Here is a 24,832-nt window from a genome sequence, read left to right on the forward strand (position 1 = left end):
TACTTTTTGAGTATAGAGGCAAAAGGAGCGGTCAGTTTTACGTATTTAGCTAAGCGCCCATCTTTATTTAAACAAGCATCGCTATGGAAGTAACGTGCCTCATACCTTGCCACAACGAGCGTGAGCGGATAGCCTGTGTGCTGGATGTAGTCGTTGGCACTGCCCATATCTCCCAGGTCATCTGTGTGGATGATGGCTCTACTGATGGCACCGCTGACTTCATACAGCGGCACTGGCCCGAGGTAGAGGTGGTGCGCCTGCTGCAGAATGTGGGTAAGACGGCAGCCATAAAGTATGGCCTAAAGTACGTGCGGCACGAGGTGCTGCTGATGATGGATGCTGACCTGCAGGACCTGCGGAAGGATGAACTGGAGGCAGCCCTGGAAGCTTACCAGAAGTATACTTCCTTAGATATGATCATCCTGCGCCGCATCAATTCACCCTGGTTCGTGAAGTGGTACCGCAGCGATGTGCTGCTATCCGGGGAGCGCATCCTCAGAACCGCCGACCTGCGGCAGGTGCTAAGGCAGCAACTGAAATGCTACCAGCTGGAGGTAGCCATAAACCGCTATATGCTACGCCACAAAAAAGTGGTGCGCTGGATGCCGTGGTCGGCCATGAACACTTACAAGGTGGATAAACTGGGCGTGCTGGACGGCTCGCGCAAGGAGTTCCAGATGTATGTGGACATTGTGAACTACGTGGGCTTCTCGCACATGCTGTTGCAGCTGACCTCCTTTACCCGGAAAATGCGGGAGAAACAAAAAAGCGAGAACCTGCGCTCTCGCTTTCTGCAGCAGTTAAAACTGTAGTTACTTTATCTCGATGCGGCTTAGCTGCAGCTTGTCTGCTTTCTTACCACCGCGCAGCACCGTAACAATATTTTTATCGGCCAGCCAGGCGGTGTAATCCTTCACGTAAGCGGCCTTATTGTCTTTGGGGATGCCCAGGCGCAGCTCCTGCGGCGCTGTTGCTTGCCCGTTGTTGGTATTGATCTGGCGCAGGTATAGATCATACTTGCCATTGAGCTCCTCTAGTGTAAGCAGGTTCAGCGTGTTGCCGTTGAGGTAGGAGCTGTAGGAGATGCTGGTGAAACCATCGGAGGCGGGGGCCTGCTGCTGCTTCATCAGCACGGAGTTCCAGTCGAAGGTCATGTACTCGTCGTAGGCGAACAGGTGCAGCTCTTTGGCAAAGTATGGCGCATCCTCGCCACCCTCGGTATACTTCTTCTCGGCAAGTATAAGCAGCTGCTTCTCCGGCGTCAGGATCAGGTCGGTCAGGTAGATGTCCTGCAGTTTGTCGCTCTTGTCAGCTTTATCCAGCGCATTCACTTTCTGCACATACTCCGGCGTAAACTTATACTCCTCGGCGAAGCGCATGTCCTCCTGCTCGAAATCATACTTCACGGCTTTCAGGCTGTAGTAGCCGCCGCTCTTCTCGTCGGCCGTCAGCACGGCGCCATACATTTGCCCGTCCGGCATCAGCTCGAAGTGCGTATCGCGGATATATACTTTCTTGCCATCAAACACACCGCCCACCAGCACCGACATCACCTGCGCTTTTTTGCTGCCTGGCTTGTACTGCCGCACGCTCAGGCGGTTCATCTGGTCCGAGATTAGGTTCACATACTGCTCGCCACCATTGCCCACTTTTATGTCCGCCGTCAGGATGCCGCGCAAATCGCCCAGGTCATAGGTTACGTCCTGCTGCTTCTGCAGGCTGCCGTTGTACAGCGCGCCGCTGATGCGCTGTATCTGGAAGCTGTTATCGGTATGGAAGCGGTAAGCCAATACCTGCGTGCCGTCGGCAGATACCGCCACGCCGGCTCTGCGGCCTTTAGAAGGAGCCTCCAGCAGTTGTACCGGCTTCTCCAGCTGTCCGTTTTTCAGGTTCATGCGGTACCCCTGCAGCAGTTGGTTTTGGCCCTCTTTACGGTGCGTTACCACCAGCGCCGCCTCCTGTCCGGCCGTAAAGCTTTCCACCTCCTCCCCCGCAGCCATCAGTATCTCCGCCGCCCAAAGCTTTTTCAGGTCCGCGTTATACTTCTCCACGGTATACTTGCCATCGCCCTGGCGCTTCAGAAGTATAAACTCGTTCTGCCCCACAGGTATGGATTTGTGCGGCAGGCGCTGGTTGTAGTAGTCGGCCTCGGGGTTGGGCTGGTAATTAAAGTCTACCGCTGCCCTGGTTTTGGACTGGGCAAGTATAGCCTGCGGCAGGCAGAGCAGGCACAGAAGTATAAAAAGTGTGGAATGTTTTCTCACGGGTGGTATGGGTTTTTGGTAGAGGTAAAACGGTGGTGTTGGGTGTTTGTTGTGGGTAACCCGGCTGGGCTAAGGCATGTTTTAATGTGCTTTTGCTTTAGTTGGCAGCAATAATTTTTCTTCATACGCTTTTAGAAGCCGCCATATACTGGCAAACACTTCAATCTGTTCCTCTTCTTCAAGCAGTGTGTTGGTTATAAATACTCTCCCCGTGGCAGTTTCGGGATTGAAGAAGACGAAAGTTGTTATACCTGGGTCACCTCCTGTGTGCCCTATTTCTCCATTTCGCTTGTGCACCCAAAACACTCCGATATTAGGTTCTTTAGGATTAATATTCCTGGGGTTGAGGTTGTTCCCGAACTGAGGCGCGAGCAACATGTTGTAAGATGAGTCGCCTAGAACTTCCCCTCTGCCGGCCCTGCCTTTCATAATTTCCTGCAGATACTTGTTTAAGTCATGTAGATTAGACTTTAACCCGCCGTCAGGGTATGTTAACAATGAGTAAAGCGGAATGGGTTTTTGGGCAGCACTGTACAGAACAGCATGGTTATTCATCGGGATGTCTCTAAAAAACCAGCCGGTCGAGCTTAGCCCCAGCGGCGCTGTAATATGCCTCCTGGTGTATTCACTAAAAGGCACCTTAGTGGCACCCTCTACCACAAGAGCTACCAAGGCTGAACCGATGTTGCTGTACTCCTGCCATTCTCCTGGCTTGTACCTCAGGAAGTTCTTTTCAGAGTAATTTGCCCCCGTCCTGCTCAGGTACTCCTGCAGGAATGCTTTATATGCATCAACATCCAGTTCTTTTGTGTAGGTCTGCTTGTATACCTCTTCCCGGTCAGTTATCCCGGAGGTGTGGGTGACTAAGTGAATTACCTTGATTGGCTGGTCGGGGTAAAAGGGGTTCTGGACCTTGAAGGGTAAAAAATCATTGATATCCGAGTCCAGACTCAACTTACCTTCGCTTACCGCCTTCATCAAGGCTAAGCCAACAAAAGTCTTACTCACGGAGCCAATATTGAGGATCGTTTTTTCGGTGAATGGTTTCTGGCTGGAAATGTCAGAGAATCCAAAGGCCTGCGTGTACAGTACACTGTCTGGGCTGATCACGGAGACAGCAAATCCCGGAAGCACATTCCTTTCGCTCAGCTCGTCGAGGTTCTGCGTTAACGATGCTTTAAGACCTTGACCTAACAAGGTCAGAGTAACTAAAGAGAAAACCGAAGTTAAGAGAATATGCCTCATGTTTGTTAAGGGGCTATACGTGCCAACAGGCAAGTATAAGCGGTGATACAGCTACTGTAAAGACGTGGTTTGTATTATTAATTCTTTTGCAAACCGTCTAAGATAACTTTATTATTTTTTGGATTTATACTTGAATACTTTACCGTTACGGTATCTCCTAATTCAACAGAAGGATTGCCTTTGATTCGATAAGTAGCATCTACACCTAAACTGCTGCCATTTATCTTAAGTGTTGTAGTATGCCTTTTCCCTTCCACATCAAAGCTAATCAAGACATTAGAGTGCTCACCGCTAAGCGTAAGCCTAATTTCTTCAACGGTTCCTACTGTTTCTTTGCCATAAAGCTTTAGCTCAATATCTTGGCTTCTCAGGTAAAAAGATAAAGCAGACAATGCAAGAGTGATTGCTCCAACAACTATAATACCCTTTCCTGAGTATAGCTGGCGAGATCTAATCTTGTGCATTCTAGCGAGCTCGTCAAACCGTTCAGGTGTAACATATCCCGTGGCTAACATTTCCATTCTCCATTTCTTGTATTCATAATGTGACACCAAATGAGCAGGCGGAAACGGCAATATGAATATCAATGGAATCAAATACTTCGTCTGAGTAGTCACAACTAGAATAGCCAACAAAATGAAAGTACTAATAAAGACCACGACAGAGAGTTTTCCGCTCCCTCGTTCAAAATCTTCTTTTGTTAAATATTCTTCAATCATTAGTTATTACTGCCAACGTCTTGGCTAAAATGAGCCTTGGTTCTTTTTAGCTCTTGTTGAGCTAAGTAGTTTTTCATTCAGAACATTAACTAAGTTCTCCGCTTCCTGTTTGCTTAGAGTCTGCCCGAAGACCTTGTTATTTCCGTAGTACCCGAACTGTATTTGTCCGCCAGTAATCCCATACATTCTGAATATCAAAGGGGACGTTTGTTTTGTCACCACTCTGAAATTGTCTATCTGGCTTAATTCATACTTTCTTTTAGAAGTCAGGATTGTGCCAAGCTTTTGAACTGTCAGCTCCTGAGCATTTAACTCAATTCTTTCTATTCCATTTAGGTGCCACAGAAGGTATTTGAGCACAAACACTCCTGCCAGTATAATTAGGGTTGTGAAAATAATTAGCTCACCGTCTATTTTTTCAGGATTGGTAGCTAAGCTATAAAGTATCGTTAATGTGATGCCAGCCCAAGCAAGCGACCAAGCCCCAGTAAGAAATAGAATCAAGTAGTTCGCTTCTCTTTTAAGCGTTACTACAAGACTACTATGCTCGCCAGATTCTATTCTCACTTTCTCTTTTATCATTCCTATTAAGCTCAACTACCAGATACAAGCAACCCGTTTAGCCAACCAACGGTAGGCGGACAAACATAACTGTGCTACCTAATATACCGGATTTCACTCACCCAAAGTAGAAATCGCTGTAATATTAACCTGCGGCTATTGTTTCGCGTGGAACTTCATGTAAACGGGTCATTTATACCTGTACTTCCTCGGGCAGTACCCGCACCGGCTGCTTGTGCTCGTCTATGGCTACAAAGGCAAAGCTCCCGCTCACGGCTTGGGTGCGTACATCAGAGTACATCTCTTCTACAAAGATCTCTACCTGCACCTTCAGACTGGTATTGCCGACACTCACGACGCGGGCTACCAGTTCTACAATGGTGCCTGCCGGTATGGGCTGAGTGAAGTCTATTCTGTCGGATGACACGGTAACCACACGCTTGCGGCAGAAGCGCGTGGCGGCGATAAAAGCTACCTCGTCCATTAGCTGCATAGCTGTGCCGCCAAAAAGCGTATCGTAATGGTTGGTGGTATTCGGGAAAACAGCTTTAAATATGCGGGTCTCCGACTGCGCGATGCGATCTTTTAGGTTCATATAGGCTTTTTCTATTGGTTTGCAGGTGACGGGCGCGTACCGGTGCAGCTTGCTGCAGCGAAGGTAGTTGAGGGTATAAAGTTGCTGTGGGTGGCGCGCGACATATGCTTTTTCTTAAAGTATGTATGCCTGCGCGGGAAGTTTGCGGAAAGGAAGTATAGCCAGCACCACAGAGAGGGCAGACTATTTTTCTTGCCACAAGCCTTAGGCGCGAAGGCTGTGCAATGTATGTCTGTGGCAAGTCTCCTGGCTTATAACCTTGCTGCCGTCCTTCTCATCCGGTGCCGGACAATGGACCTGCAAAAGCAGCAAGTTCTCGTTATTTACAGTTGCGCGTCAGCCCGTGAGTTTCACACGGTTCCTTTTTAAACCCGGTTATACTTTACCGGAGTACCGCAGACAGAGCAAAGGTACACTTTTTGAAGTATGTAGAAAGGTTCAAAGTATAAGCAGCCTCAACTTTCTAACCTTCTAACTTTTTGACTTTCTAACTTAGCTGATCCTACTCCAGTTCACCGTGTTGGCGCTCAACGACTGGATGTGCCGGCGGATATTGGCATGCTCCGGCTGCTCCAGCTGCGGGTCCTGGTGCAGCACGCGCTGGGCGGCGGCACGGGCCTCCTGAAGTATAGGCGCGTCTTTGGAGAGGTCGGCAATGAGCAGGTCCAGCACACCGCTCTGCTGCGTGCCCATCAGGTCGCCGGGGCCGCGCAGTTTCAGGTCAATATCGGCAATCTCGAAGCCGTTGTTGGTGCGTACCATCGTTTCGAGGCGTGTTTTACTGTCTTTGCTCAGTTTATACCCTGTCATCAGGATACAGTAACTCTGTTCGGCACCACGGCCCACGCGCCCACGCAGCTGGTGCAACTGCGAGAGGCCAAAGCGCTCAGCACTTTCGATAATCATCACAGAGGCATTCGGCACGTTTACGCCTACCTCAATCACCGTGGTGGCTACCATAATCTGCGTCTCGTGGTTCACGAAGCGCTGCATCTCGTAGTCTTTGTCCTGCGGCTTCATCTTGCCGTGCACCATACTTACCTTGTACTCCGGGAACGCCCGCTGCACACTCTCAAAGCCGTCCATCAGGTCTTTGTAGTTCTCCATCTGCTCCGACTCCTCAATCAGCGGGTACACAATGTATACCTGGCGGCCCAGCTTTATCTGGTCGCGCACAAACTGGAACACGCGCAGGCGGTGCGAGTCGAAGCGATGAACGGTTACAATCTCTTTACGTCCGGCTGGCAGCTCATCGATCACCGACACATCCAGGTCGCCGTACAAGGTCATGGCCAGGGTGCGGGGAATAGGGGTGGCCGTCATGACGAGCACGTGCGGGATGATGCGCGGGTTTTTGCGCCATAGTTTGGAGCGCTGCTCCACGCCAAAGCGGTGTTGCTCGTCCACAATGCACAGGCCCAGGTTCTGGAACTGCACCACGTCCTCCAGCAGCGCATGCGTGCCCACGATCATCTTCATCTCACCGGAGCGCAGCTGCTCGTGCAGTACTTTGCGGTCTTTGGCTTTGGTGGAGCCCGTTAGTTTGCCGAGGTTGATGCCCAGGCGGTCGGCAAATTGCTTCAGGCCCACATAATGCTGGTCGGCCAGAATTTCGGTTGGAGCCATTAGCACCGACTGCGCCCCGTTGTCGGCCGCAATGAGCATGGTGATGAAGGCCACGATCGTTTTACCCGAGCCCACGTCGCCCTGCAGCAGGCGGTTCATTTGCTTGCCCGCCGTTAAATCCCCATAAATTTCCTTCACCACCCGCTTCTGCGCGTTGGTCAGGTCGAAGGTCATGTGGTTTTTGTAGAACTCGGTGAGTGTAGGCACCTGATTGAAGATCTGCCCTTTCAAATCAGCCTTGCGTACCACCTTCTGGCGGAACAGGCGCAGCTGTATGTAAAAGAGCTCCTCGAACTTTAGCCGGAACTTGGCCTTGTTATACTTGTCTGCTGACTCCGGGAAGTGGATGTTGGCATAGGCGCTGCGCTTGTCCATCAACTTATAGGTATCAATCAGCTCCGGCGACAGCGACTCCTGCACCTGCGGCAGCGCCACCTTCAGCAAGTGCTCCATCATTTTAGCAATCACTTTGCTGTCGATGCGGTGGGCCTTAAGTTTTTCGGTGGTGTTATACACGGGCTGCAGAAAAGAAGTCGTTTGCTTCTCCTCAGCCAACTCCTCCAGCTCCGGATGCGCCATGCTGAACCTGCCGTTGAACTTGGTGGGCTTACCAAACACGATGTAGTCGGTGTGGTTCTTCAGCGTCTTCTGCATCCACTTTACCCCCTTAAACCACACCAGCTCCAGCTGATCGCCGTTCTCATCTACTAGTGTGGCTGCCAGGCGCTGCTTACGGCCCTCGCCAATCACCTCTTTGCCCCGAATGCGGCCGCGCACCTGCACGTACGGCATACTTTCGTCCAGCTCGCTTACTTTGTAAAACTGCGTGCGGTCAAGATAGCGGAAAGGGTAGTGCTGGATCAGGTCGCCGTAGGTGAAGATGCTGAGTTCTTTCTGCAACAGCTCCGCCCGCATCGGCCCCACGCCCTTCAGGAATTCTATTTTGGTGTTGAAAAAGTTGCTCCCAGTCATTGGCTTGCTATCGGGTGAAAGTATGGCAAGTATAAAGTACAAAAATAAGCAAAAGCCCCGACAGGTGTAAATGCTGGCGGGGCTTTATGCTTGGTAATTAAATTAACGCTTCGCGGTGTCTGAGTGATGTGTAAGTATGGGAGGTATGTCCTAGTGCCAACTTCCGCTTGTGCCTTTACCGCTTTAGCCGCTGCCTCCTGCATCTTGAACCAAGCTATCTTTGCTAGCTATTGTTTATCCACTGCCTTACATCCAACTTGTTTCATAGTATGCTTTGGCTCCCTCCAGGCCGGGAGGCCTCGTCCTGGGGGTAGGGGCCCTCGATAAGGGCATCGCGCTGTCTACATTTCCTTTGCTGTCGCAATTTCGCTGAAGCGAAACCGGAAATCTAGAAGGCGCTCAACCCAAGGACTGGGAAATATTTCGATAGCTTAGGCTGACGGAGCTTGAATAGAGCTCCTCTCGAAAAAGCCAAGGAGGGGTAGGGGTGGTTGAACCCGGTGTCGCTGCCAGGCACCCGCAGGAGCTGTGCACGCTGAGAGGTCTTTGTTTTATACTTACCTCCCTAACAACTAATAACTACTAACCAATAACCAATAATTACTTCTCCTTCCACTCCAGCGTGTTCAGCAAATGCACGATGTCCTTTTTCACAAACTCGATGACCGGGGCCAGCGAATCGTTTTGGGTGGCGGTTCGGAAGTACAGAGCGCCACGGAGGAAGTTATCTGTTGAGTCGGTCACATAGAACTGGAACTGGCTGGGCACCTCGCCCTCCAGCTCAAACACAGAGGCGATGTCGCCGCCGGGCGTTTTGATTTCTGCCTCCTCAATGGCATAAGCCTTTATCTGGTGCTTGGCAGTCAGCTTACGGGCGTCCTCCACCAGGTCGTTGAGCATCTTATCGTTGTTCTCCAGCTTTTTGTACGTCAGCTGTACGTTGGCGCCAAGGCTGGGGTAGATGATGTTGATCCAGTGCGGTTGCGCAATGCCGGAGGAGTCGGGCCGGATTTTAGCGTGCGCTGAGTATTCGAAAGTATAAGGGTGCGCCTCCTGCAGCTGCTGATAGGTTTGCGATGGCAGGTCAATGCGGTTGTAACCCTTCGGCTTTGGCGTATACTCTGCCCCGCAGGCCACTACACCGGCGGCCAGTGCAGTCCACATAAACGCCTTCAGGCTACCCAACTTTATGATACTGTTCTTTTTTACTTGCGACATTGATCTTTACTCGTTTTACGCGCTTCGTGTCCGCCGACTCTACTGTAAAGTGGAAGCGGCCATGCTCCACGTCCTCGCCCACGCGCGGTATCCGGGAGAACAGTGCCAGCACCAACCCGGCCACTGTCTCGTTCTCGCCCTTCACCTCGTCGAAGGTGTCAAAAGGCACCTCTGTTATCTTGCAGAAGTCATGCAGCGAGGTCTTTCCGTCAAAGATAAAAGTATTTTCGTCGAGTTGAGAGTATATGATGTCATCGTCTTCGTCAAACTCGTCGTTGATCTCACCCACGATCTCCTCCACAATATCCTCCAGGGTAAGCAAGCCAACCGTGCCGCCATATTCATTCACCACAATGGCCATGTGCACGTGCTTCTCCTTGAAGTCCTGGAAAAGATCCGCAATACGCTTCGTCTCGGGTACAAAGAAAGGCGGGCGCACCAGCTGCTGCCATTCAAAGTCGGCTCCTTTGCCCAGGTGCGGCAGCAGGTCTTTCACATAAAGTATACCTTCTATGTGGTCGGTGCTTTCAGAGTATACCGGCACGCGCGAGTACCCCCAGTTCACGATCTCAGGCATTAGCTCCGGCAGCGTCATGGAAGTATGGAAGGCCACGATGTCCATGCGCGGGCGCATGATCTGCTTTACTGAGATGGCGCCGAAGTTCACCACGCCGCGCAAGATCTTACGCTCCTCGGGTGAAGTGTCGGCATTGATCAAGGCTATATCCAGGCTGTGGTGCAGCTCCTCGATGGTATGGTTGTAGCCCCGGATGATGTATTTGCGCTCGATATACTCATTGATAGAGATGAGGAGCCACGAAACAGGGCGCACCAGAAACTGCAGCCTGTGCACCACGCCCGCCATGCGGCGCGCCAGTGGCATGCGGTGCTTCTGCACATACACTTTAGGCAGCACCTCCCCGCAAAAAACGATGAAGAAGGTGGCAAATAGCATGCACAGCGCCAATGCGCCGGCCGCCAGGTCCATGGTGCCAAAAAGCTGCCAGGCCACATAGGCAAACAGCGTGATAATAGCCACGTTGATGCCGTTGTTAAAAATAAGTATGGTGGTGAGAAGCTTGCGCGGGTTCTGCAGGAGGCTGTACACACGTTGTTCGGTGGGGTGCTTGCTGGTTTTGCATTGCTCCAGCTCCTGCTCCGATAGAGAGAAAAAAGCTGCCTCGGCACCTGAGGTCAGGGCCGAGAGCAGCAGTAAAATCAAGCCGCCTGCTATGGCAGCCAGGTATTCTAACCTGAGTTGTGTTAACGAACTCTGTAAAAACTGGAGTAAGCTATAACTCAGGGGGTCTCCGGGATCTGTACTTTCCAAGACTAATCAATTTGATGAAACATAGGTTAGAACGGCAGGTCGTCTGGCTCGTCGTTCTGGAACCCGCCAGCCGGGTTGCCGCCTTTGTTTGCCGTGGCACCGCCGCCATAGTTCCCGCCGCTTGCCGCAGCAGAACCCTGGTAGTCGCCGCCACCGCCGTTGTCGCTGCGGCCGCCCAGCATGGTCATGTTGTCGGCCACAATCTCGGTGCTGTAGCGTTGGATGCCGTCTTTATCGGTGTAGTTGTTGCTGCGGATCTTGCCCTCGATGAACACAGAGTTGCCTTTGCGCAGGTATTTCTCTGCTACTTCGGCCAGGCCTCTCCACACCACAATATTATGCCATTCGGTACGCTCCTGCTTCTGTCCGCTTTTGTCTTTAAAGGTTTCAGAGGTTGCGATCGGGAAGCGGGCAACGGCTACACCGCCTTCCAGGTGACGAATTTCAGGGTCTTTGCCCAGGTTTCCGATCAGGATCACTTTGTTTACACTTGCCATGTCTTTTTTTGTCTAAATATGAAATTGAATTGGGCTACTCCAGCAACCAAGCTGGAGGCAAATATGGCTTTTACTGAACCTTTAACTGTTTTTATCTCCGAAAAAGTTTCAGCCTATAAATATACTAAAATCTTAGCATCTTTCAAATAGCTGCTGATCAAAACTGGCTTAGGTAAGGCCTCTATTTTTTCAACGGTATAAGGGGCCAGTCTGGTTTCTGTCAATACCTCATCTTTTAGCGGATCTTTTAATTTAATACGGTAAAAACGCGCGGTTATTTTCTGGTGGCTCAGGATGTGCTTATAGTCTTTTGCCGGCGGCTGCAGCTGCGCCTCCTGCACCGGCACGCCGGCCTCCTGCAGTTCCTGCAGCAGCTGCGCCACCGGCAAGTCCTTGCTGTCTCCCTCGTAGAGGTAAAAATCGTAGAGGCCCTGCCAGATGTCGCCCTCCAGGCGCTTGCGCAGGTAAAAGGTGCCGTTCAGCTCAAACACAAGGTAATGGAAAAAACGGGGGCGCGCCGCCTTGGCCTTCGACTTTACCGGCAGCTCCTGCACCATGCCGTGGTTAAAGGCATAGCAGCGCTGTTGCAGCGGGCAGAACAGGCAGTCGGGCATCAGGGGGGTGCACTGTATGGCCCCGAACTCCATGATGGCCTGGTTGTAGGTATCGGGGGCGCTGGCGGGCACCAGCTCATCGGCCAGTTTCTGGAATACCTTGCGGGAGGCAGGAGCCGCAATGTCATCTGCTACCCCGAACACGCGCGCCAGCACCCGGAACACGTTGCCGTCCAGCACGGCCACCTGCTCCTTAAAGGCAAAGGCCGCAATGGCCGCCGCCGTATAGCTGCCCACGCCTTTCAGCTTTATCAGCTCCTCATACTTGCCAGGGAACCGGCCGCCATACTGCTCCACCACCAGTTGGGCGGTGTGGTGCATGTTGCGCGCCCTGGAGTAGTACCCCAGCCCCTGCCATAGCCGCAGTACCTCGTCTTGCGGAGCCGCCGCCAGGTCCTGCACGGTAGGGTAGGCCGCCACAAAGCGCTCATAGTACGGCTGGCCCTGCGCCACCCGCGTCTGCTGCAGGATTACTTCGGAAAGCCATATAAAGTATGGGTTTGTTGTGTCGCGCCAGGGCAGGTTGCGCTTGTGGCGCTCGTACCAGGCAACAAGGGTTTGGGCGAAGTGAGCAGGCGATGCAGGTTCCATGATTTCTAGGGTTTAGGCTTTGCAGAACAGCCAAGGTACGCTTTTGTTCGGGCTGCGCACAAGTATGAAACAGATGGGTGAACATTGAAATATAGCCTACGAAAGTGCGTTAGGGGAGGGGAAAGGTGGCACGGGCATTGCACAGCGCATGCGCGGCGGCCCCAAAAAGGCACTGGTTTAGTAGCTAATAATTTAGCGCTAAAGCTTTTACTATTCGAAAAGTAAAACTACCTTTGTGCCCCGAATTTAACCGTTCTGCGGAACAGGCTGATTCCCAAAGATTAGAAAGTTAACATATTATTAATATCCTAAAAATTTAAGAAAGTGACTAAAGCAGAAGTAATATCAGAGATTGCTGATAAGACAGGGATTGATAAAGCAGATGTTCAGTCTACAATCGAGGCTTTCTTCAAAGTGGTGAAGGACTCTATGGCTGATGGTAACAACATCTACGTGAGAGGTTTTGGTAGCTTTGTGAATAAGAAGCGCGCCAAGAAAGTGGCTCGTAACATTTCTAAAAACACATCTATCATTATCGACGAGCACTTTATCCCGAGCTTCAAGCCATCTAAGACCTTCATCCAGAAGATCAAAAACAGCAAAAAGATTCAGGAGCTAGCGCATTCTTAATTTTTTGTATCTTTGCTGAGCTTAGCTTAAAGATTTTATTACAGTACTAAAGGTAAAAAGAATGAAACGGTCACAGATTCTGATAGTTGTTGTAGCCATCGCTTTGGTGGCCGCTCTATTCTTTTTACCTAAAGTTGTTGTAAACAACGAGGAGAAAGCCACTGCTGCCGGAACCGAGGCCAATGCCGGCCTGCCGGAGGGCCACTCTGAAGATGACGGCCATGACCACGGCGCAGCGGAGGGCGAGGCAGCGATAGAGGCCCACAGGACAGCCACACCGGAGCAACTGATGGCGCTGACAACCGCTCGTGCCAAGTATAACAAGGCTACCGACGAGCAAACCCGCAGCCGCGTGGCCGTGGAGCTTGCTGAGGCTTACTCCAACGCTGCCAAGTATGACAGCGCGGGTTATTACTACGAGATTGCCGCTGAGGCCCGTGGAGGTGAGAAAAGCTACAAGAGAGCTGGCGACGCCTACTATGAGGCCTTTACGTTTGCTGCCACGCAGGAGCGCGCCAGCGACCTGGGTGCCAAAGCCCGCAGCATGTATGAGCAGGTGCTGAAGAACAACCCTTCTGACCACGACGCCAAAACAAACGTAGCCATGACCTACATCGCGACCTCTAATCCGATGCAGGGTATCACCATGCTGCGCGAGGTGCTGGCCTCTAATCCAAACCATGAGAAGGCGCTGTTTAACCTTGGCATCCTGTCCATCCAGTCGAACCAGTACGATAAAGCCGTAGGACACTTCGAGAAGCTTATCTCAGTGAACCCGCAGCACGTGGAAGGAACCTTCTACCTGGCTGTAGCGTTGGCTGAGACGGGGCAGACCGAAAGAGCCAAACAGCTGTTTAACAAGGTGAAGAGCATGAGCTCCGACCCAGCCCTGAACACGTCGGTAGACGAGTACCTGGCCAGATTACAGTAAAGCATTAAAGAAATCATCCATAAAACAAAAACAACAAGATTATGCCTTGCGGAAAGAAAAGAAAAAGACATAAGATCGCTACGCACAAAAGAAAGAAGCGCCTTAGAAAAAACAGACATAAGAAGAAGTAATTTCTTCTGCGTTCACGAGGGCCCACTTTGCATACGCTAAAGTGGGCTTTGGTCTTATAAATCCAACATAACCATTTGAGAGAAATTGAGCAACGAGCTAATCATCAATTCTACTCAGGATGGGGATCGCATTGCGCTTTTACAGGACAAGAGACTAGTTGAGTATCACTTCGAGTCGAAAGACACGGACTACATTGTAGGCGATATTTTTCTGGGCACTGTAAAGAAGGTAATGCCAGGACTGAACGCCGCTTTTATTGATATTGGCTACCAGAAGGATGCATTTTTGCACTACCACGACCTGGGGGCCAATATCAAAACGCTGAACAGGTATGTAAAGGCGGCGCAAACACAGAAGAACGCAACACCCAAGCTAAACCAGGTTAAGTTTGAGCCTGAGATAGACAAGCTCGGCAAGATAGCTGACGTGCTCAAGAAAGGGCAGCAGCTGTTGGTGCAGATCGTAAAGGAGCCTATCTCAACCAAAGGGCCACGCTTATCCTGCGAGCTCTCCCTTGCCGGCCGCTATTTGGTGCTCGTGCCGTTTTCAAACACGGTAAGCGTATCCAAGAAGATCGTCAGCAAAGAGGAGCGGACCCGACTGAAACGCCTGATCACAAGTATAAAGCCGGAGAACTTCGGCGTGATTATCCGGACGGTGGCAGAAGGCCGCGATGTGGCAGAGCTCGACAGGGACCTGCGCAACATGTTAGCAAATTGGGAAGAGGGCTTTAAGACCCTCAGAATAGCGAAGCCAAACGATAAAATCATTGGTGAGCTGAATCGTTCTTCCTCCATCTTGAGGGATTTACTAAACGAGAGCTTTGACAACATAGTAGTGGATAACACCCAGCTCTATGATGAGATCAAGGCATATGTGCAAAGTATAGCGCCGGAAAGGATCAAGATCCTGAAGCATTATACTGGCAAGACAAAGACCTTTGAACACTTCCACATCGAGAAACAGCTAAAGGCTGCCTTCGGCAAAACCGTGACGATACCAGGTGGCGGATACCTGGTGATAGAGCACACCGAGGCCTTGCATGTAATCGATGTGAACAGTGGGAACAAATCTAATACCGAAACCGATCAGGAGGCGACCGCGCTGCATGTGAACATGATGGCCGCCAAGGAAGTGGCCCGCCAGCTGCGCCTCCGGGATATAGGTGGTATAATTGTAGTAGACTTCATCGATATGAAGTCGCCTGAAAACCGCCAGAAAGTATACGAGGTGGTGAAGGAGGAGATGAAGCGGGACCGCTCCAAGTCTACCATTCTTCCGATCTCAAAATTCGGCCTGATGCAGATCACCAGACAGCGTGTAAGGCCCGAGCAAAACATTGTAACCGGCGAAGTTTGCCCTACCTGTGGCGGCACCGGTAAAACATCTGCCAGTATCCTGGTAACAGACGAAATTGATGCAGCGGTAGACGACCTGCTGACAAGCCACAACCACAAGAGTCTGCAAATTTACCTACACCCGTTCGTGCACGCCTACTACACAAAAGGCCTGCTCTCACGGCAGGTGAAATGGTTCTTTAAGTACTTTAAGTGGGTGAGCCTGATAAAAGACACCTCCCTGGGCATCCTGGAATTCAAAGTGATGGATGGCAGAGGAGAGGAAATAGAATTGCGTTCCGCCTTCAGCGACATGAATGGCGTGCAGGATAAAGAAGAGGAGTAAGCAAAACTTACTCGCACAAAAAAGCCGCTCCGGAGTTACCGGAGCGGCTTTTTTGTTTAGGGAGCACAACCTGTTTAAAACTTCAGACCGAAGTCCAGGGATACCCCGTTGTTTTTCACAGAGATGTTTTTGTCGCCAAACTTCTCCTCGTAGAAGTCATCGATATCGGTAAGGCCGCGGTGGTAGGTAAGGCCGGCAAAAACCTTTGTGCTTTGGCCTAACTGAAACTCGGCTCCTCCGCCCAGTTTGGCATCCACCTCGAAGATGTTGAAGCGCTTGATCACCTTCTCGCTGTCGATTACCTTTTTGTCGTTGACCTGCGCCGCTACCTTGGTGTTAAGCGAGCCGCCCACCTGGAAGTACAGAACGGTGCCTGGGGCCACCTCATTGGTAAAAAGCTTAAGTGTTAGAGGCAACTCGATGTACTGCACGGAAATATCATCTTTCCCACTGATGCGCTCACTAGAGCCATCTCCATTCTGGCGAGAATAGTCATAGGTGATCTCAGCACCTTTGCTGCGGTACATCAGGCCGGTGCTGAAGGCATAGTTCTGGGCGAAGAAGTAATCCACCACCACGCCCACGCCCAGGCGCAGCTTGTTGCTTTCTTTCTCAAAGTTATACCTGTCTTCGGCTACAAAGCGGTTGCCGGAAATGGTAGGAGAAAGCTGCAGGCCAATCTCCACTTGGGCCATAGATGTGAACCAGGCGCACAAAAACAGCATTAAGAGTGTAATTTTCTTCATTAGCTTAGCTTTTATTATACTTTGCGTTACCCTAATACGAAGTAACCCCCTATTTTTGTACAAAGATACGAAACAATGTATTACAGATTACTTATACTTGCCATACTTGTCTTCGCCTTTGGTTGCGGCGATAAAGGCTGCGAGCTGCCGAAGGAAATAGCCAACATATCGATGGATGTGCAGATAGAGCGCCTGGAGAAGCCTTTTTTTGAGTCAAAAACCAAAGCGGACATGGCTGCCTTCATCAAGGCCAATCCGTATTTTTCCGAGCAGTACCTGCAGCAAAAGGAGTACCCTTCCGACTCTGCTTTTATTAACCCGCTCTACAACCTTGCCTCTAATCCAGCCCTTGACTCGCTGGCGCAGCAGGCCATGCAAACTTTTGGCGACATGGGGCAAGAGGAAAGGCTGCTGGAAGACGCTTTCCGGGTGATAAAGTATAACTACCCTGAGTTCAGGGCACCGCAGGTAAAGACTTTCGTGACTGGCCTCGGTACCTTGGGTAACGACCTGTATGTGTCCGATAGCCTGATTGTGTTTGGCATCGACTACTTTATTGGTCCCAAGGCGAAGTATCGCCCTCAGGCCTACGAGTACATCTTAAAGCGCTATGAGCCGGAGAAAATGGTGCCTGCCGCTATGCTGCTGCTTTCCAATCGCTTCAACAGAACTAATTTTGCCGACCGTAACCTGCTGTCCGAAATGATCGGCATGGGCAAGGCCTACTATTTTGTGAAGTCGGTGCTGCCCTGTATACCGGATTCTGCCATTATTTCTTATTCTGAGCAGCAGATAGCGGACGTGACCCATAACGAGGGGCGCATTTGGGCGCACTTTCTAGAGAAGGAACTGCTGTTCGATAAAACGCCTTTTTCGATAAACAAGTACATCGGCGAGCGGCCAAACACACCTGAGATCGATGCGTCAGCTCCTGGCCGTATCGGGGCCTGGGTAGGTTGGCAGATTGTGCGAAAGTACATGGAGCGGAACCCGGATGTAACGCTGCCCGAGCTTATGGCCGAAACCGACTACCGCAAAATCTTTGACGAATCGAAGTATAAGCCCGAAAGAAAGCGCTAACTCTAACAGGTCCGAAGGCCGGTTGTACGTTGCTGTTGGTGCTGGGCACAGGCCCTGGCAACCTTTCAGCGGTTTAGCAACCCCACAGTTCAACAAGCACGCATGCACATTGCACTCCTAAACCAGCATCACCACAACCCGGACTGTCCTGCCACATGCCGCCACTACTCTTTTATGGAGGAACTGGTGGAGCGGCACAGGATAAGCCTGGTAACGAGCGATGGCTGGCGGAAAGTCCGGATCACGCACAACTATGGTTGGGTGCCGGAGGGAGTGGAGCTGCACGAGTGCCTGGCGCCGTATTCCAACAAGATGGGGGTGCGCAAGCGCCTGAAGTCCTTCGCCGGCTTTGCCGGGAGTGCCTTTAAGCGCACCATGCAGCTGCAGAAACCCGACGTGCTCTGGGCAGTGTCTACGCCGTTGAGCACGCCCTGGGTGGCGGCACAGGTAGCCAGGCTGCGGGGGGTGCCGTGGGTGTTTGAGGTGCAGGACCTGTGGCCAAGCTTCCCGATCCAGATGGGGGCCGTGCAGAACACTTGGCTGCAGCAGCGGCTCTACAACATGGAGCGCCGCCTTTACGAAAGCGCCAGCCACATCATTACCCTTTCGCCGGACATGACGGAATACGTGGCTAGCCTTGGCATTCCGCAGGAGAAGATCACCACCAACTACAACGGTACCGATTTTAACATGCTGCATGCCGTGCAGGAGCAGGAGGTGGAGGAACTGCGGCAAAAGTATAACCTGCAGGGGAAGCGCGTGGTGTTGTACGCCGGTACTTATGGCCGGGCCAACAGCATGCCCACGCTTATGCAGGCCATCCAAAGTATGGCCACCGACCAAGGTATAACTTTTGTGTTTACAGGGAGTGGGTACTATGAAGCACAGCTGAAAGAGCTGGCGCAGCGAGTGCCTAACCTGCTGTTGCTTCCCCCTCAGCCCCGGCCGGATGTATTTAAGCTTTTCCGGTTGGCCGATGTCTCCCTGGTGTCTTTTAACGACCTGCCGGTGCTGGCTAGTAACTCCCCTGCCAAGTTCTACGATAGCCTGGCCTGCGGCACGCCCGCCATTGTGACCAACCCTGGCTGGACCAAAGCCTTCGTGGAAAAGTATGGCTGTGGTTGGTACACGCCTGCCGAGCAGCCTGATGCACTGGCGCAGTTGCTGCGCCAGGTGCTGGTCCAGCCGCAGCAACTGCTAACAGCCTCTGCCAACGGTGCCGCCATAGCCCATCGCCTTTTCGACCGCCAGCAACTGGTGCGGCAGGTAGAGGAGGTGCTCCTAGGGGTGGTACACTCACCTTCCCTATAACTTAATACCTTCCTTTTGCCTTCAAGGAAAAGCAAGACCAGCTAACCTTTAGCGTTTTAGAGAGTGTAGCCCAGTGGATGTGCCATGGCCTTAAAGTTTTGGTACGCACTTTGGTAATGATACAAGTATAAGCCAAAACTCCAGGCCTGGGCTTTGTGCAAATTTATCCTATCCAACCTAAAGCAAAGGAAGATGAAGAAGAACCTATTGATGCTGGCACTCGGAGTGCTGGTAGCGGGAAGCACCATAGCTCCCGCGGTAGCACAGGAGGCGGGCAAGCCGCGCCAGGAAGCAAGAATGCACAAACACAAAGGCGAGCGCAAATCTCCGGAAGAAAGAGCCAAAGCAAGAACCGAGCGCATGACCCAGGAGCTGGACCTGAGCAAGGCGCAGGCGAAAAAGGTGGAGGCGCTGTACCTGAAGGATACAAAAGAGCGAGAAGCCAAGCGCGCCAACTTTAAAAAAGGAGATAAAAAAGATGCTGCCACCCGCGAGCAGATGCGTTCCGATATGATGGCTGCCCACCAGCGCCACAACGATGAGCTGAAGGATATCCTGAATAAGAAGCAGTATGCCAAGTATGAGGAAATGCAGGCCAAGAAGCGCGAGCAGATGAGAGACAGGCACCAGGAAAGAGGAGGAAAAGGTAAGCGTGGCCACCATGAGAGAGGCAGTGTGCAAACCCGATAACATAAACTAAAAGAGGCAAGCCAGTAAGCTTGCCTCTTTTAGTATGGGGATTCTATCTGGAGTTTTATTTGCTCGTGCCACTCAGCCTTACACCCCACCCACCTTATTCTCCGGGTCATCCGGAATATTGGGGAAGTTCTTTTGGAAAAAGGCACAGAAGTGGGTAAGCGGGCATTCCTCGCACTTGGGCCGGCGGGCCAGGCAGATGTAGCGGCCATGAAGTATGAGCCAGTGATGCGCTTTGGAAATGAGCTCGCTTGGTATGTTAGCCACCAACTGCTTCTCCACTTCCAGCGGCGTCTTGGCGGTTTTGGTTACCAGGCCCAGGCGCTTGCTTACCCGGAACACGTGCGTGTCCACGGCCATGGCTGGTTGGTTCCAGATAACGGATACGATCACATTCGCGGTTTTGCGTCCCACCCCCGGCAGCTTTACCAGTTCCTCCACCGTACTGGGCACCTCCCCGTTAAATTGCTCTACCAGCATCCTACCCAAACCTGCCAGGTGCTTTGCCTTGTTGTTAGGGTAGGAGATGCTTCTGATGAGCGGGAAAACCTCCTCTGGCGTGGCAGTGGCTAAGGCTTGGGCCGTAGGGTAAGCCTCAAAAAGGGCAGGCGTTACCATGTTCACGCGTTTATCGGTACACTGGGCACTTAGTACCACCGCCAGAATCAGTTCATAGGGGTTGCTGTATGCCAGTTCGGTTTCCGGCTCCGGAAAATGTTGGGTAAAGTACTCAATCAGGAGCCTGTAGCGTTCCTTTTTCTGCATAAAAAAAGCTTGCAATCGGTTAGGACTGCAAACTTAAGCTTTTTGAGTAATTTAATATGTTTTGTACCGAGCGTTCGCTAGGCGCTTTCATAGCCCCGTCGAGGAGCTGCTGGAGCAGGAGCAGGTCGGAGCAGCCCTCGGCTAGCTCTGAGTCTTGCATTAGTGCTGATTCCAGCTGAGCGCAGGCGTCGTCGGCCAACTCATTATATACATACTGGATCAGTTCATTCTGAGTAGAGGTTTGTATCATACGCAATATTACTTTTTAGCATCTTTTTCCTGAGGTTGATCAGCGCGTAGCGCATACGACCCAGGGCAGTGTTGATGCTCACACCAGTGGCGTCGGCTATCTCCTGAAAGCTCATCTCTGCGTAGTGACGCATCATAAGCACTTCCCGCTGCGACTGTGGCAGCGTCTGGATAAGCGCGCGCAAGCGGGCATGCGTGTCCTCTTTTATCTGCAGCGACTCCGCAGAGTCCTCAGAGAAAGACATGTTATTGAACACGTTGCTGCCGTCTTCCAGCGTGATCACCGGGCTTCTTTTCTCTTTACGGAAATGGTCGATTGCCAAGTTATGGGCAATGCGGCATATCCACGAAGAAAACTTGCCTTCCTCGTTATAGCGTCCGCCTTTCATGGTATGGATGGCTTTGATAAACGCATCCTGCATGAGGTCCTCGGCTGTGTACGAGTCCTTTACGATCAATAAAATGGTTGTGTAGACTTTGTTTTTGTGCCTGTTTACAAGCTGTTCAAACGCACCTTCATTACCTGCGATGTAGAGTGACACCAATGCAGAGTCGCTCAGCTGGGTAGTTGTATTCATCTTAAAGCTACATTAAGTTAACGTAGAGCTTTATATCATATTGTCGCGTTTACTTGTTTTAAACAGTTTTTTTCAGAAAAGTAAATCAAATATATAGAACGCCTTTTGGATGTGCAAGCATTAATGCCGGTAATATTCAAAAAAATAAGTGGACCTTATACTTGCAACCGCCTTAAAACGTTGCCCTGCACTGGCTTAAAGTGGTATATACGTAAGCAGAATGAAAGTTATAATCAGAAGGGTTAAATTTAGTTTTCCACATATAGGAAAAGCATTCGCTTTTGGCGCAATCTGTTGTGGGCGTGAGGCTTATAGGATCGTATTTTTTTCTGTTGGCACCCGCAAAAGAGCACAGCCGCGCGGCTACCTGTACAGCAGAGGCAGCTTTATAGCAGAAGCGGCTGCCGGATTCCGGTGCAAGGCCAAAGTGCTTCCCGCCTCGGCAAGGTTCGGAATCCTGCAAATACAGGGACAGGCTCTTGAGGCGGAGCCTTGTGGTGGGGGAAGCCATGAGCGGGGTGGGGAAGCAGTGCGACAAAAAAGCAGAGGCAGTAGCCGGTGGTGCTACTGCCTCTGCAGGGGTAAGGAATGATCCAGGCTTAGCCTATCTCCGGCTCCTGGTCCAGTATACTTAGCAGGCCCATGCGCATCTGGAAAATGCGGGCTATGCTTTTGGCTTTATACTTCGCCTCTTCTGCCTTAGGGCCATCGAACAACACCGCAATGGTTTGGGTGAACAGTACCACCCACCGTTCAAAGTGCTCCTGTTGTATCGGCAGGCGTAAGTGCTTCGGAAAGGGCTGACCTTTATACGCCATACTCCCAAAGAGCAGCGAGCTCCAGAAATTATACATAATAGGCAGGTGTTGCTGCCAGTTTATTTGGGCAAAGCTGTTAAACACTGGCGATAGCAGCTCATCCTCGTTTACGAAGCCGTAAAAGGTGTCAACTAACAGCTTTATATCCTCTTCCGTCTCAATGTCTTTCTTCTGCATACTGTTATCTTTTTCAGCACCTTTTCTCTCATTTATGGTTGCCTGTGTGGCGTGGCAGGCTTGCCGGGTATTGTGCTAGTCTGCAGTGCCGCCTGTCAAAGGCTCGCTCATGCTCCCGTAGGTCTAGCGGAGCAGCACCTCCTGTATGGTGGCGCGCGCCTTCAGCGATTGCCCCTGCGCAAGGGCAGAAGGCATGGCTTAAAGCAGTTCGCCTTCAAAAGCCCCTTTTCTCGAAGCTCTGGCAGCCTCAGTGGGCAAACCGGATAGAAAATCGAAAAGCCTATGAAGCACTGCACCTGCTGCCGTGTTCTCAATACTACAAACTTAAGCAAGCCTGCAGCCCTAAAAAATGATAGATGTCATGAAACGGCGGGGCTGATGAAAAGTGCGGACATAAAAAATCCTTCGGAAGAGCTGAGGAATCTTGCGAAGGATAGTCTTTAATTTAAATTTAAACTGCTGTCGGCTGCTACCGTCTGCTGTAGCCTTTCAGGCGGTTCAGGATGAGTAGCAGGCGCCGGTTAATCTCGCGCTCCTCCAAAGGTTTACATTGCGCGGAGATGTCACACGGTTTGCGGAGTTTGGCCTCTACGGCCTTCAGGTGATCCAGGTAGCACTCCAATGTGGTGCAGGAAACATTCTTCAGCAGCTCTTCTTCAGCCTGGCTTTCCTTTTTGTACTTCAGGTTAATGGCCTTGGCAATCTCTGCGTTTATGAGTTTCGTTACTGCGTCGTCAGTAGTGATTTCCTGCTGGTATACCTTCCGCTCGATTCTCTCCAACAAATTTCTGATGTCCAGTACTTGCATGGAATAGTGTTAGTTAAGTTTTGAAAATAGTTTAATGAACGTCTTACAGTCCTGAAGGTACGCACCTGCCTGACAAGCGTTGGCTCGGAAAAATATATTTTACATTTTGATAATGCCTGTGCCTTATGTGTTAACACAAAGGCAACAGTTTTGTTATTTTGGGCTAATTATGCTGGCCAGAGGCGCCTTCGGGGAGCAGGCCCAAAACTTAAAATAAGTAAATGTTTATACCCTGTTAAGTGTGCGTTAGTTGCAGGAATGGGGGAAATTTTAGCAAGTGTTTTGGATATATTTGATAACCAGTTAAATGTAGCTAAATAAGAGCGGATAGCACATTTCCTGGCAGGAAAAAAAGCGAAAACTAAACCATGGGGCTCGTGGTTAATGTGCGAAGCAATTAAAATACAAAGTCGCCCTGCCAGGTTAAACTACCTGCGGCAAGGCGACCCTGCATACTAAGCTCACTAAGCGTTAGAGGCTTTCGCTTCTTTGTCTGTCGAGGTCATTTTCTGGTTATAACCTTTGTGAGGGCGTCTTTTGCCGTAGGTGCCCTTCGTGATTTTGCCTCTTCTGGATTTCTTATCGCCTTTTCCCATAATATGATAATGCTTTGAAATTTGGTTTAACGGTAAACACCATACGGTTTTCCTGCAGGTATGGGTTATACGTACCGGCACATATTTAGGAAAGGCTGCTTTTACTCCAACACTACCCGCTGCCGCACTACCTCCTGCCCGGCCTCTGCCGTAAGTATGAACACTCCACGGAGGCCCTGTAGCTGCTCCTGCGTAAGCTGCAACTGTTCTGCATCGTTGCGGAGGCGCTGCTCAAAGACCACCCTGCCCGTCAGGTCCTGCAGCTGCACCCGAACCTGCTGGCCTGGTGCGCTCGTTGAGATACTTACCTGGCAATCGCCGCTGAGGCAGGGGTTCGGCAGCAGCAGTGCCTGCAGCTTTCCGGCTTGTTCGGTGGCAGTTACGGCCACAACCTTGCTGTACTCATACTGGCCGTCAAAATCCACTTGCTTTAGGCGGTAATAGTTTAAGCCCGGGTGCGGGTGCTTGTCCAGGAAGCGGTACTTCAGCGTAACGGCAGAATTGCCGTGGCCTTCAACGCTGCCAAGCAGCTCGAAGGTGTTGCCGTCGGCACTCCGCTCCACCTCAAAGTGGCTGTTGTTTTGCTCGCTGGCAGTCTCCCAATCCAGGCTGATGCCGCTCTGGGTGGCTTTGCCCTCAAAACGGGAGAGCTCCACGGGGAGTGGAGTGATGGGGAGGCAAGGGTCATCCGAGTCCAGGCGCGCTTGCAGGTCAACCACATTGGTCGGAAAAGGAATCTGAGGGAACCCGGGGAGCGGTATGGGAATATAGAAGAAGGTGGCTACCAGAACATCGGGCGCTGCTGTGAAAATGGCTCTATTTACAACCAGCTCCACAAAATTATTGTTTTCGGCCAGGTCCTCCCGAGTTACCAGCGTAGGCAAGCCGCCAGCAGGGGACAGGATGAGGCCATCGATGTTAGAGCAGGCACCCCCGGTGTTGATAAAGGCCGTGAGCACGACAAGGAGGCTAGGCGATGTAGGGCTTTCCTCCTGAATCGATTCGAACTCTACGAACAGGCAGTCGTCCTCATAAGAGCAAACGCCTACCTGAACCTGTGCTTTTGTGGTTGTGCCGGAAAGCAAGAGGAGTAAAGCAGAAAGTATAGCTGGTAGGCTTAATAAAGTAAAATTTTTTCTCATAACAGGGTAGCTAACAATTAAGACGCACGGAGTCAGCAGGGGCATACCCAATTACCAAGGGGTAAACGGAGAATATATTGCAAGGCAGGGTGGGGCTATTTGCCTTTCGCAGAGGTTTTAGTACACTTTTTCTCTCATGTTATGTACGGTTTCTGAACAACTTGGAGCTTGCGGGAAGGCTGATTTTAGTGAAGCTTTATAAATAATTTGTGAACCTCTGTGGATGGTACCAAATTAGGAGCCACACGAATGGCGCGC

General features: G+C 51.2%; 24 protein-coding genes and 1 riboswitch. Of the genes, 7 read left to right on the forward strand and 17 right to left on the reverse strand.

The window, feature by feature from the left end:
• Positions 1–83: 83 nt before the first annotated feature.
• Complete coding sequence (locus PXG97_RS20780; RefSeq protein ID WP_276499773.1) at positions 84–812, forward strand: glycosyltransferase family 2 protein; 729 nt, start codon at positions 84–86, stop codon at positions 810–812.
• On the opposite strand, the gene PXG97_RS20785 is transcribed toward PXG97_RS20780, so the two are convergent.
• From PXG97_RS20785 to mutY, 10 genes are all read right to left on the reverse strand, one after another.
• A complete protein-coding gene (locus tag PXG97_RS20785) occupies positions 813–2,264 on the reverse strand; it encodes a hypothetical protein (protein WP_276499774.1) in 1,452 nt (483 codons plus the stop codon).
• 81 nt (positions 2,265–2,345) lie between these two features.
• Entirely contained in the window at positions 2,346–3,509 is a 1,164-nt protein-coding gene (locus PXG97_RS20790) for a serine hydrolase domain-containing protein (RefSeq protein WP_276499776.1), read from the reverse strand.
• A 77-nt stretch (positions 3,510–3,586) separates the two neighbouring features.
• Positions 3,587–4,228, reverse strand: coding sequence for a hypothetical protein (locus PXG97_RS20795; protein WP_276499777.1), 642 nt, complete (start codon positions 4,226–4,228; stop codon positions 3,587–3,589).
• A gap of 24 nt (positions 4,229–4,252) precedes the next feature.
• Complete coding sequence (locus PXG97_RS20800; protein ID WP_276499778.1) at positions 4,253–4,810, reverse strand: hypothetical protein; 558 nt, start codon at positions 4,808–4,810, stop codon at positions 4,253–4,255.
• A 172-nt stretch (positions 4,811–4,982) separates the two neighbouring features.
• Entirely contained in the window at positions 4,983–5,384 is a 402-nt protein-coding gene (locus PXG97_RS20805; protein ID WP_276499779.1) for an acyl-CoA thioesterase, read from the reverse strand.
• A gap of 219 nt (positions 5,385–5,603) precedes the next feature.
• Positions 5,604–5,797: riboswitch (cobalamin riboswitch) on the reverse strand.
• A 79-nt stretch (positions 5,798–5,876) separates the two neighbouring features.
• Complete coding sequence (gene recG, locus PXG97_RS20810; RefSeq protein WP_276499780.1) at positions 5,877–7,982, reverse strand: ATP-dependent DNA helicase RecG; 2,106 nt, start codon at positions 7,980–7,982, stop codon at positions 5,877–5,879.
• Positions 7,983–8,582: 600 nt separating this feature from the next.
• Complete coding sequence (gene gldD / locus PXG97_RS20815) at positions 8,583–9,146, reverse strand: gliding motility lipoprotein GldD (RefSeq protein WP_276499781.1); 564 nt, start codon at positions 9,144–9,146, stop codon at positions 8,583–8,585.
• 13 nt (positions 9,147–9,159) lie between these two features.
• On the reverse strand, positions 9,160–10,422 hold the full coding sequence (gene gldE / locus PXG97_RS20820; RefSeq protein WP_276499782.1) for a gliding motility-associated protein GldE: 1,263 nt from the start codon (positions 10,420–10,422) through the stop codon (positions 9,160–9,162).
• Between the two features lie 134 nt (positions 10,423–10,556).
• Positions 10,557–11,027, reverse strand: coding sequence for a single-stranded DNA-binding protein (locus tag PXG97_RS20825; protein ID WP_276499783.1), 471 nt, complete (start codon positions 11,025–11,027; stop codon positions 10,557–10,559).
• Positions 11,028–11,140: 113 nt separating this feature from the next.
• On the reverse strand, positions 11,141–12,232 hold the full coding sequence (mutY, locus tag PXG97_RS20830; protein ID WP_276499784.1) for an A/G-specific adenine glycosylase: 1,092 nt from the start codon (positions 12,230–12,232) through the stop codon (positions 11,141–11,143).
• A 324-nt stretch (positions 12,233–12,556) separates the two neighbouring features.
• Here mutY and PXG97_RS20835 point away from each other — a divergent pair, with 324 nt between their 5' ends.
• The 3 genes from PXG97_RS20835 (at position 12,557) to PXG97_RS20845 (ending at position 15,608) form a co-directional block, all read left to right on the forward strand.
• The gene (locus PXG97_RS20835) at positions 12,557–12,862 is read left to right on the forward strand and encodes an HU family DNA-binding protein (RefSeq protein ID WP_092105376.1); all 306 of its coding nucleotides are present in this window, start codon (positions 12,557–12,559) and stop codon (positions 12,860–12,862) included.
• A 61-nt stretch (positions 12,863–12,923) separates the two neighbouring features.
• A complete protein-coding gene (locus PXG97_RS20840) occupies positions 12,924–13,793 on the forward strand; it encodes a tetratricopeptide repeat protein (protein ID WP_276499785.1) in 870 nt (289 codons plus the stop codon).
• A 216-nt stretch (positions 13,794–14,009) separates the two neighbouring features.
• The gene (locus tag PXG97_RS20845; RefSeq protein ID WP_276499786.1) at positions 14,010–15,608 is read left to right on the forward strand and encodes an Rne/Rng family ribonuclease; all 1,599 of its coding nucleotides are present in this window, start codon (positions 14,010–14,012) and stop codon (positions 15,606–15,608) included.
• Between the two features lie 74 nt (positions 15,609–15,682).
• Here PXG97_RS20845 and PXG97_RS20850 read toward each other — a convergent pair whose 3' ends face one another.
• A complete protein-coding gene (locus PXG97_RS20850; protein ID WP_276499787.1) occupies positions 15,683–16,354 on the reverse strand; it encodes a porin family protein in 672 nt (223 codons plus the stop codon).
• Between the two features lie 75 nt (positions 16,355–16,429).
• On the opposite strand from PXG97_RS20850, the gene gldB reads away from it, so the two are divergent.
• The 3 genes from gldB (at position 16,430) to PXG97_RS20865 (ending at position 19,435) form a co-directional block, all read left to right on the forward strand.
• Entirely contained in the window at positions 16,430–17,434 is a 1,005-nt protein-coding gene (gldB, locus tag PXG97_RS20855) for a gliding motility lipoprotein GldB (protein WP_276499788.1), read from the forward strand.
• Between the two features lie 102 nt (positions 17,435–17,536).
• Positions 17,537–18,745 carry a glycosyltransferase family 4 protein gene (locus tag PXG97_RS20860; RefSeq protein ID WP_276499789.1) on the forward strand — a complete coding sequence of 403 codons (1,209 nt, stop codon included), beginning with the start codon at positions 17,537–17,539 and terminating at the stop codon, positions 18,743–18,745.
• A 192-nt stretch (positions 18,746–18,937) separates the two neighbouring features.
• On the forward strand, positions 18,938–19,435 hold the full coding sequence (locus PXG97_RS20865; RefSeq protein WP_276499790.1) for a hypothetical protein: 498 nt from the start codon (positions 18,938–18,940) through the stop codon (positions 19,433–19,435).
• A gap of 87 nt (positions 19,436–19,522) precedes the next feature.
• Here the strand turns inward: PXG97_RS20865 and nth are convergent, their stop codons facing one another.
• The 6 genes from nth to PXG97_RS20895 form a co-directional block, all read right to left on the reverse strand.
• Positions 19,523–20,206, reverse strand: a complete 684-nt coding sequence (nth, locus tag PXG97_RS20870) for an endonuclease III (RefSeq protein ID WP_276499791.1) — start codon at positions 20,204–20,206, stop codon at positions 19,523–19,525.
• Between the two features lie 224 nt (positions 20,207–20,430).
• Entirely contained in the window at positions 20,431–21,033 is a 603-nt protein-coding gene (locus PXG97_RS20875) for an RNA polymerase sigma factor (protein ID WP_276499792.1), read from the reverse strand.
• Positions 21,034–21,632: 599 nt separating this feature from the next.
• Entirely contained in the window at positions 21,633–22,028 is a 396-nt protein-coding gene (locus tag PXG97_RS20880; protein WP_276499793.1) for a group III truncated hemoglobin, read from the reverse strand.
• 469 nt (positions 22,029–22,497) lie between these two features.
• On the reverse strand, positions 22,498–22,836 hold the full coding sequence (locus tag PXG97_RS20885; protein ID WP_276499794.1) for a hypothetical protein: 339 nt from the start codon (positions 22,834–22,836) through the stop codon (positions 22,498–22,500).
• A 464-nt stretch (positions 22,837–23,300) separates the two neighbouring features.
• Positions 23,301–23,432: a 30S ribosomal protein THX gene (locus tag PXG97_RS20890; protein ID WP_276499795.1), complete on the reverse strand. Its 132-nt coding sequence runs from the start codon at positions 23,430–23,432 to the stop codon at positions 23,301–23,303.
• Between the two features lie 101 nt (positions 23,433–23,533).
• Positions 23,534–24,574, reverse strand: a complete 1,041-nt coding sequence (locus PXG97_RS20895) for a hypothetical protein (RefSeq protein ID WP_276499796.1) — start codon at positions 24,572–24,574, stop codon at positions 23,534–23,536.
• Positions 24,575–24,832 lie beyond the last annotated feature (258 nt).

Origin of the sequence: Pontibacter litorisediminis (assembly GCF_029360645.1) — a bacterium.
GTDB classification, from domain to species: Bacteria; Bacteroidota; Bacteroidia; order Cytophagales; family Hymenobacteraceae; genus Pontibacter; species Pontibacter litorisediminis.

Coding starts and splice junctions, on each gene's coding strand:
- PXG97_RS20825 (WP_276499783.1), bottom strand. CDS start 11,027: ATGGCAAGTGTAAACAAAGTGATCCTGATCGGAAACCTGGGCAAAGAC.
- PXG97_RS20800 (WP_276499778.1), bottom strand. CDS start 4,810: ATGATAAAAGAGAAAGTGAGAATAGAATCTGGCGAGCATAGTAGTCTT.
- PXG97_RS20880 (WP_276499793.1), bottom strand. CDS start 22,028: ATGCAGAAGAAAGACATTGAGACGGAAGAGGATATAAAGCTGTTAGTT.
- PXG97_RS20865 (WP_276499790.1), top strand. CDS start 18,938: ATGAAGAAGAACCTATTGATGCTGGCACTCGGAGTGCTGGTAGCGGGA.
- mutY (WP_276499784.1), bottom strand. CDS start 12,232: ATGGAACCTGCATCGCCTGCTCACTTCGCCCAAACCCTTGTTGCCTGG.
- PXG97_RS20890 (WP_276499795.1), bottom strand. CDS start 23,432: ATGGGAAAAGGCGATAAGAAATCCAGAAGAGGCAAAATCACGAAGGGC.
- nth (WP_276499791.1), bottom strand. CDS start 20,206: ATGCAGAAAAAGGAACGCTACAGGCTCCTGATTGAGTACTTTACCCAA.
- PXG97_RS20805 (WP_276499779.1), bottom strand. CDS start 5,384: ATGAACCTAAAAGATCGCATCGCGCAGTCGGAGACCCGCATATTTAAA.
- PXG97_RS20850 (WP_276499787.1), bottom strand. CDS start 16,354: ATGAAGAAAATTACACTCTTAATGCTGTTTTTGTGCGCCTGGTTCACA.
- gldD (WP_276499781.1), bottom strand. CDS start 9,146: ATGTGGACTGCACTGGCCGCCGGTGTAGTGGCCTGCGGGGCAGAGTAT.
- PXG97_RS20795 (WP_276499777.1), bottom strand. CDS start 4,228: ATGATTGAAGAATATTTAACAAAAGAAGATTTTGAACGAGGGAGCGGA.
- PXG97_RS20875 (WP_276499792.1), bottom strand. CDS start 21,033: ATGAATACAACTACCCAGCTGAGCGACTCTGCATTGGTGTCACTCTAC.
- PXG97_RS20885 (WP_276499794.1), bottom strand. CDS start 22,836: ATGCAAGTACTGGACATCAGAAATTTGTTGGAGAGAATCGAGCGGAAG.
- PXG97_RS20895 (WP_276499796.1), bottom strand. CDS start 24,574: ATGAGAAAAAATTTTACTTTATTAAGCCTACCAGCTATACTTTCTGCT.
- recG (WP_276499780.1), bottom strand. CDS start 7,982: ATGACTGGGAGCAACTTTTTCAACACCAAAATAGAATTCCTGAAGGGC.
- gldB (WP_276499788.1), top strand. CDS start 16,430: ATGTATTACAGATTACTTATACTTGCCATACTTGTCTTCGCCTTTGGT.
- PXG97_RS20840 (WP_276499785.1), top strand. CDS start 12,924: ATGAAACGGTCACAGATTCTGATAGTTGTTGTAGCCATCGCTTTGGTG.
- PXG97_RS20790 (WP_276499776.1), bottom strand. CDS start 3,509: ATGAGGCATATTCTCTTAACTTCGGTTTTCTCTTTAGTTACTCTGACC.
- PXG97_RS20780 (WP_276499773.1), top strand. CDS start 84: ATGGAAGTAACGTGCCTCATACCTTGCCACAACGAGCGTGAGCGGATA.
- PXG97_RS20860 (WP_276499789.1), top strand. CDS start 17,537: ATGCACATTGCACTCCTAAACCAGCATCACCACAACCCGGACTGTCCT.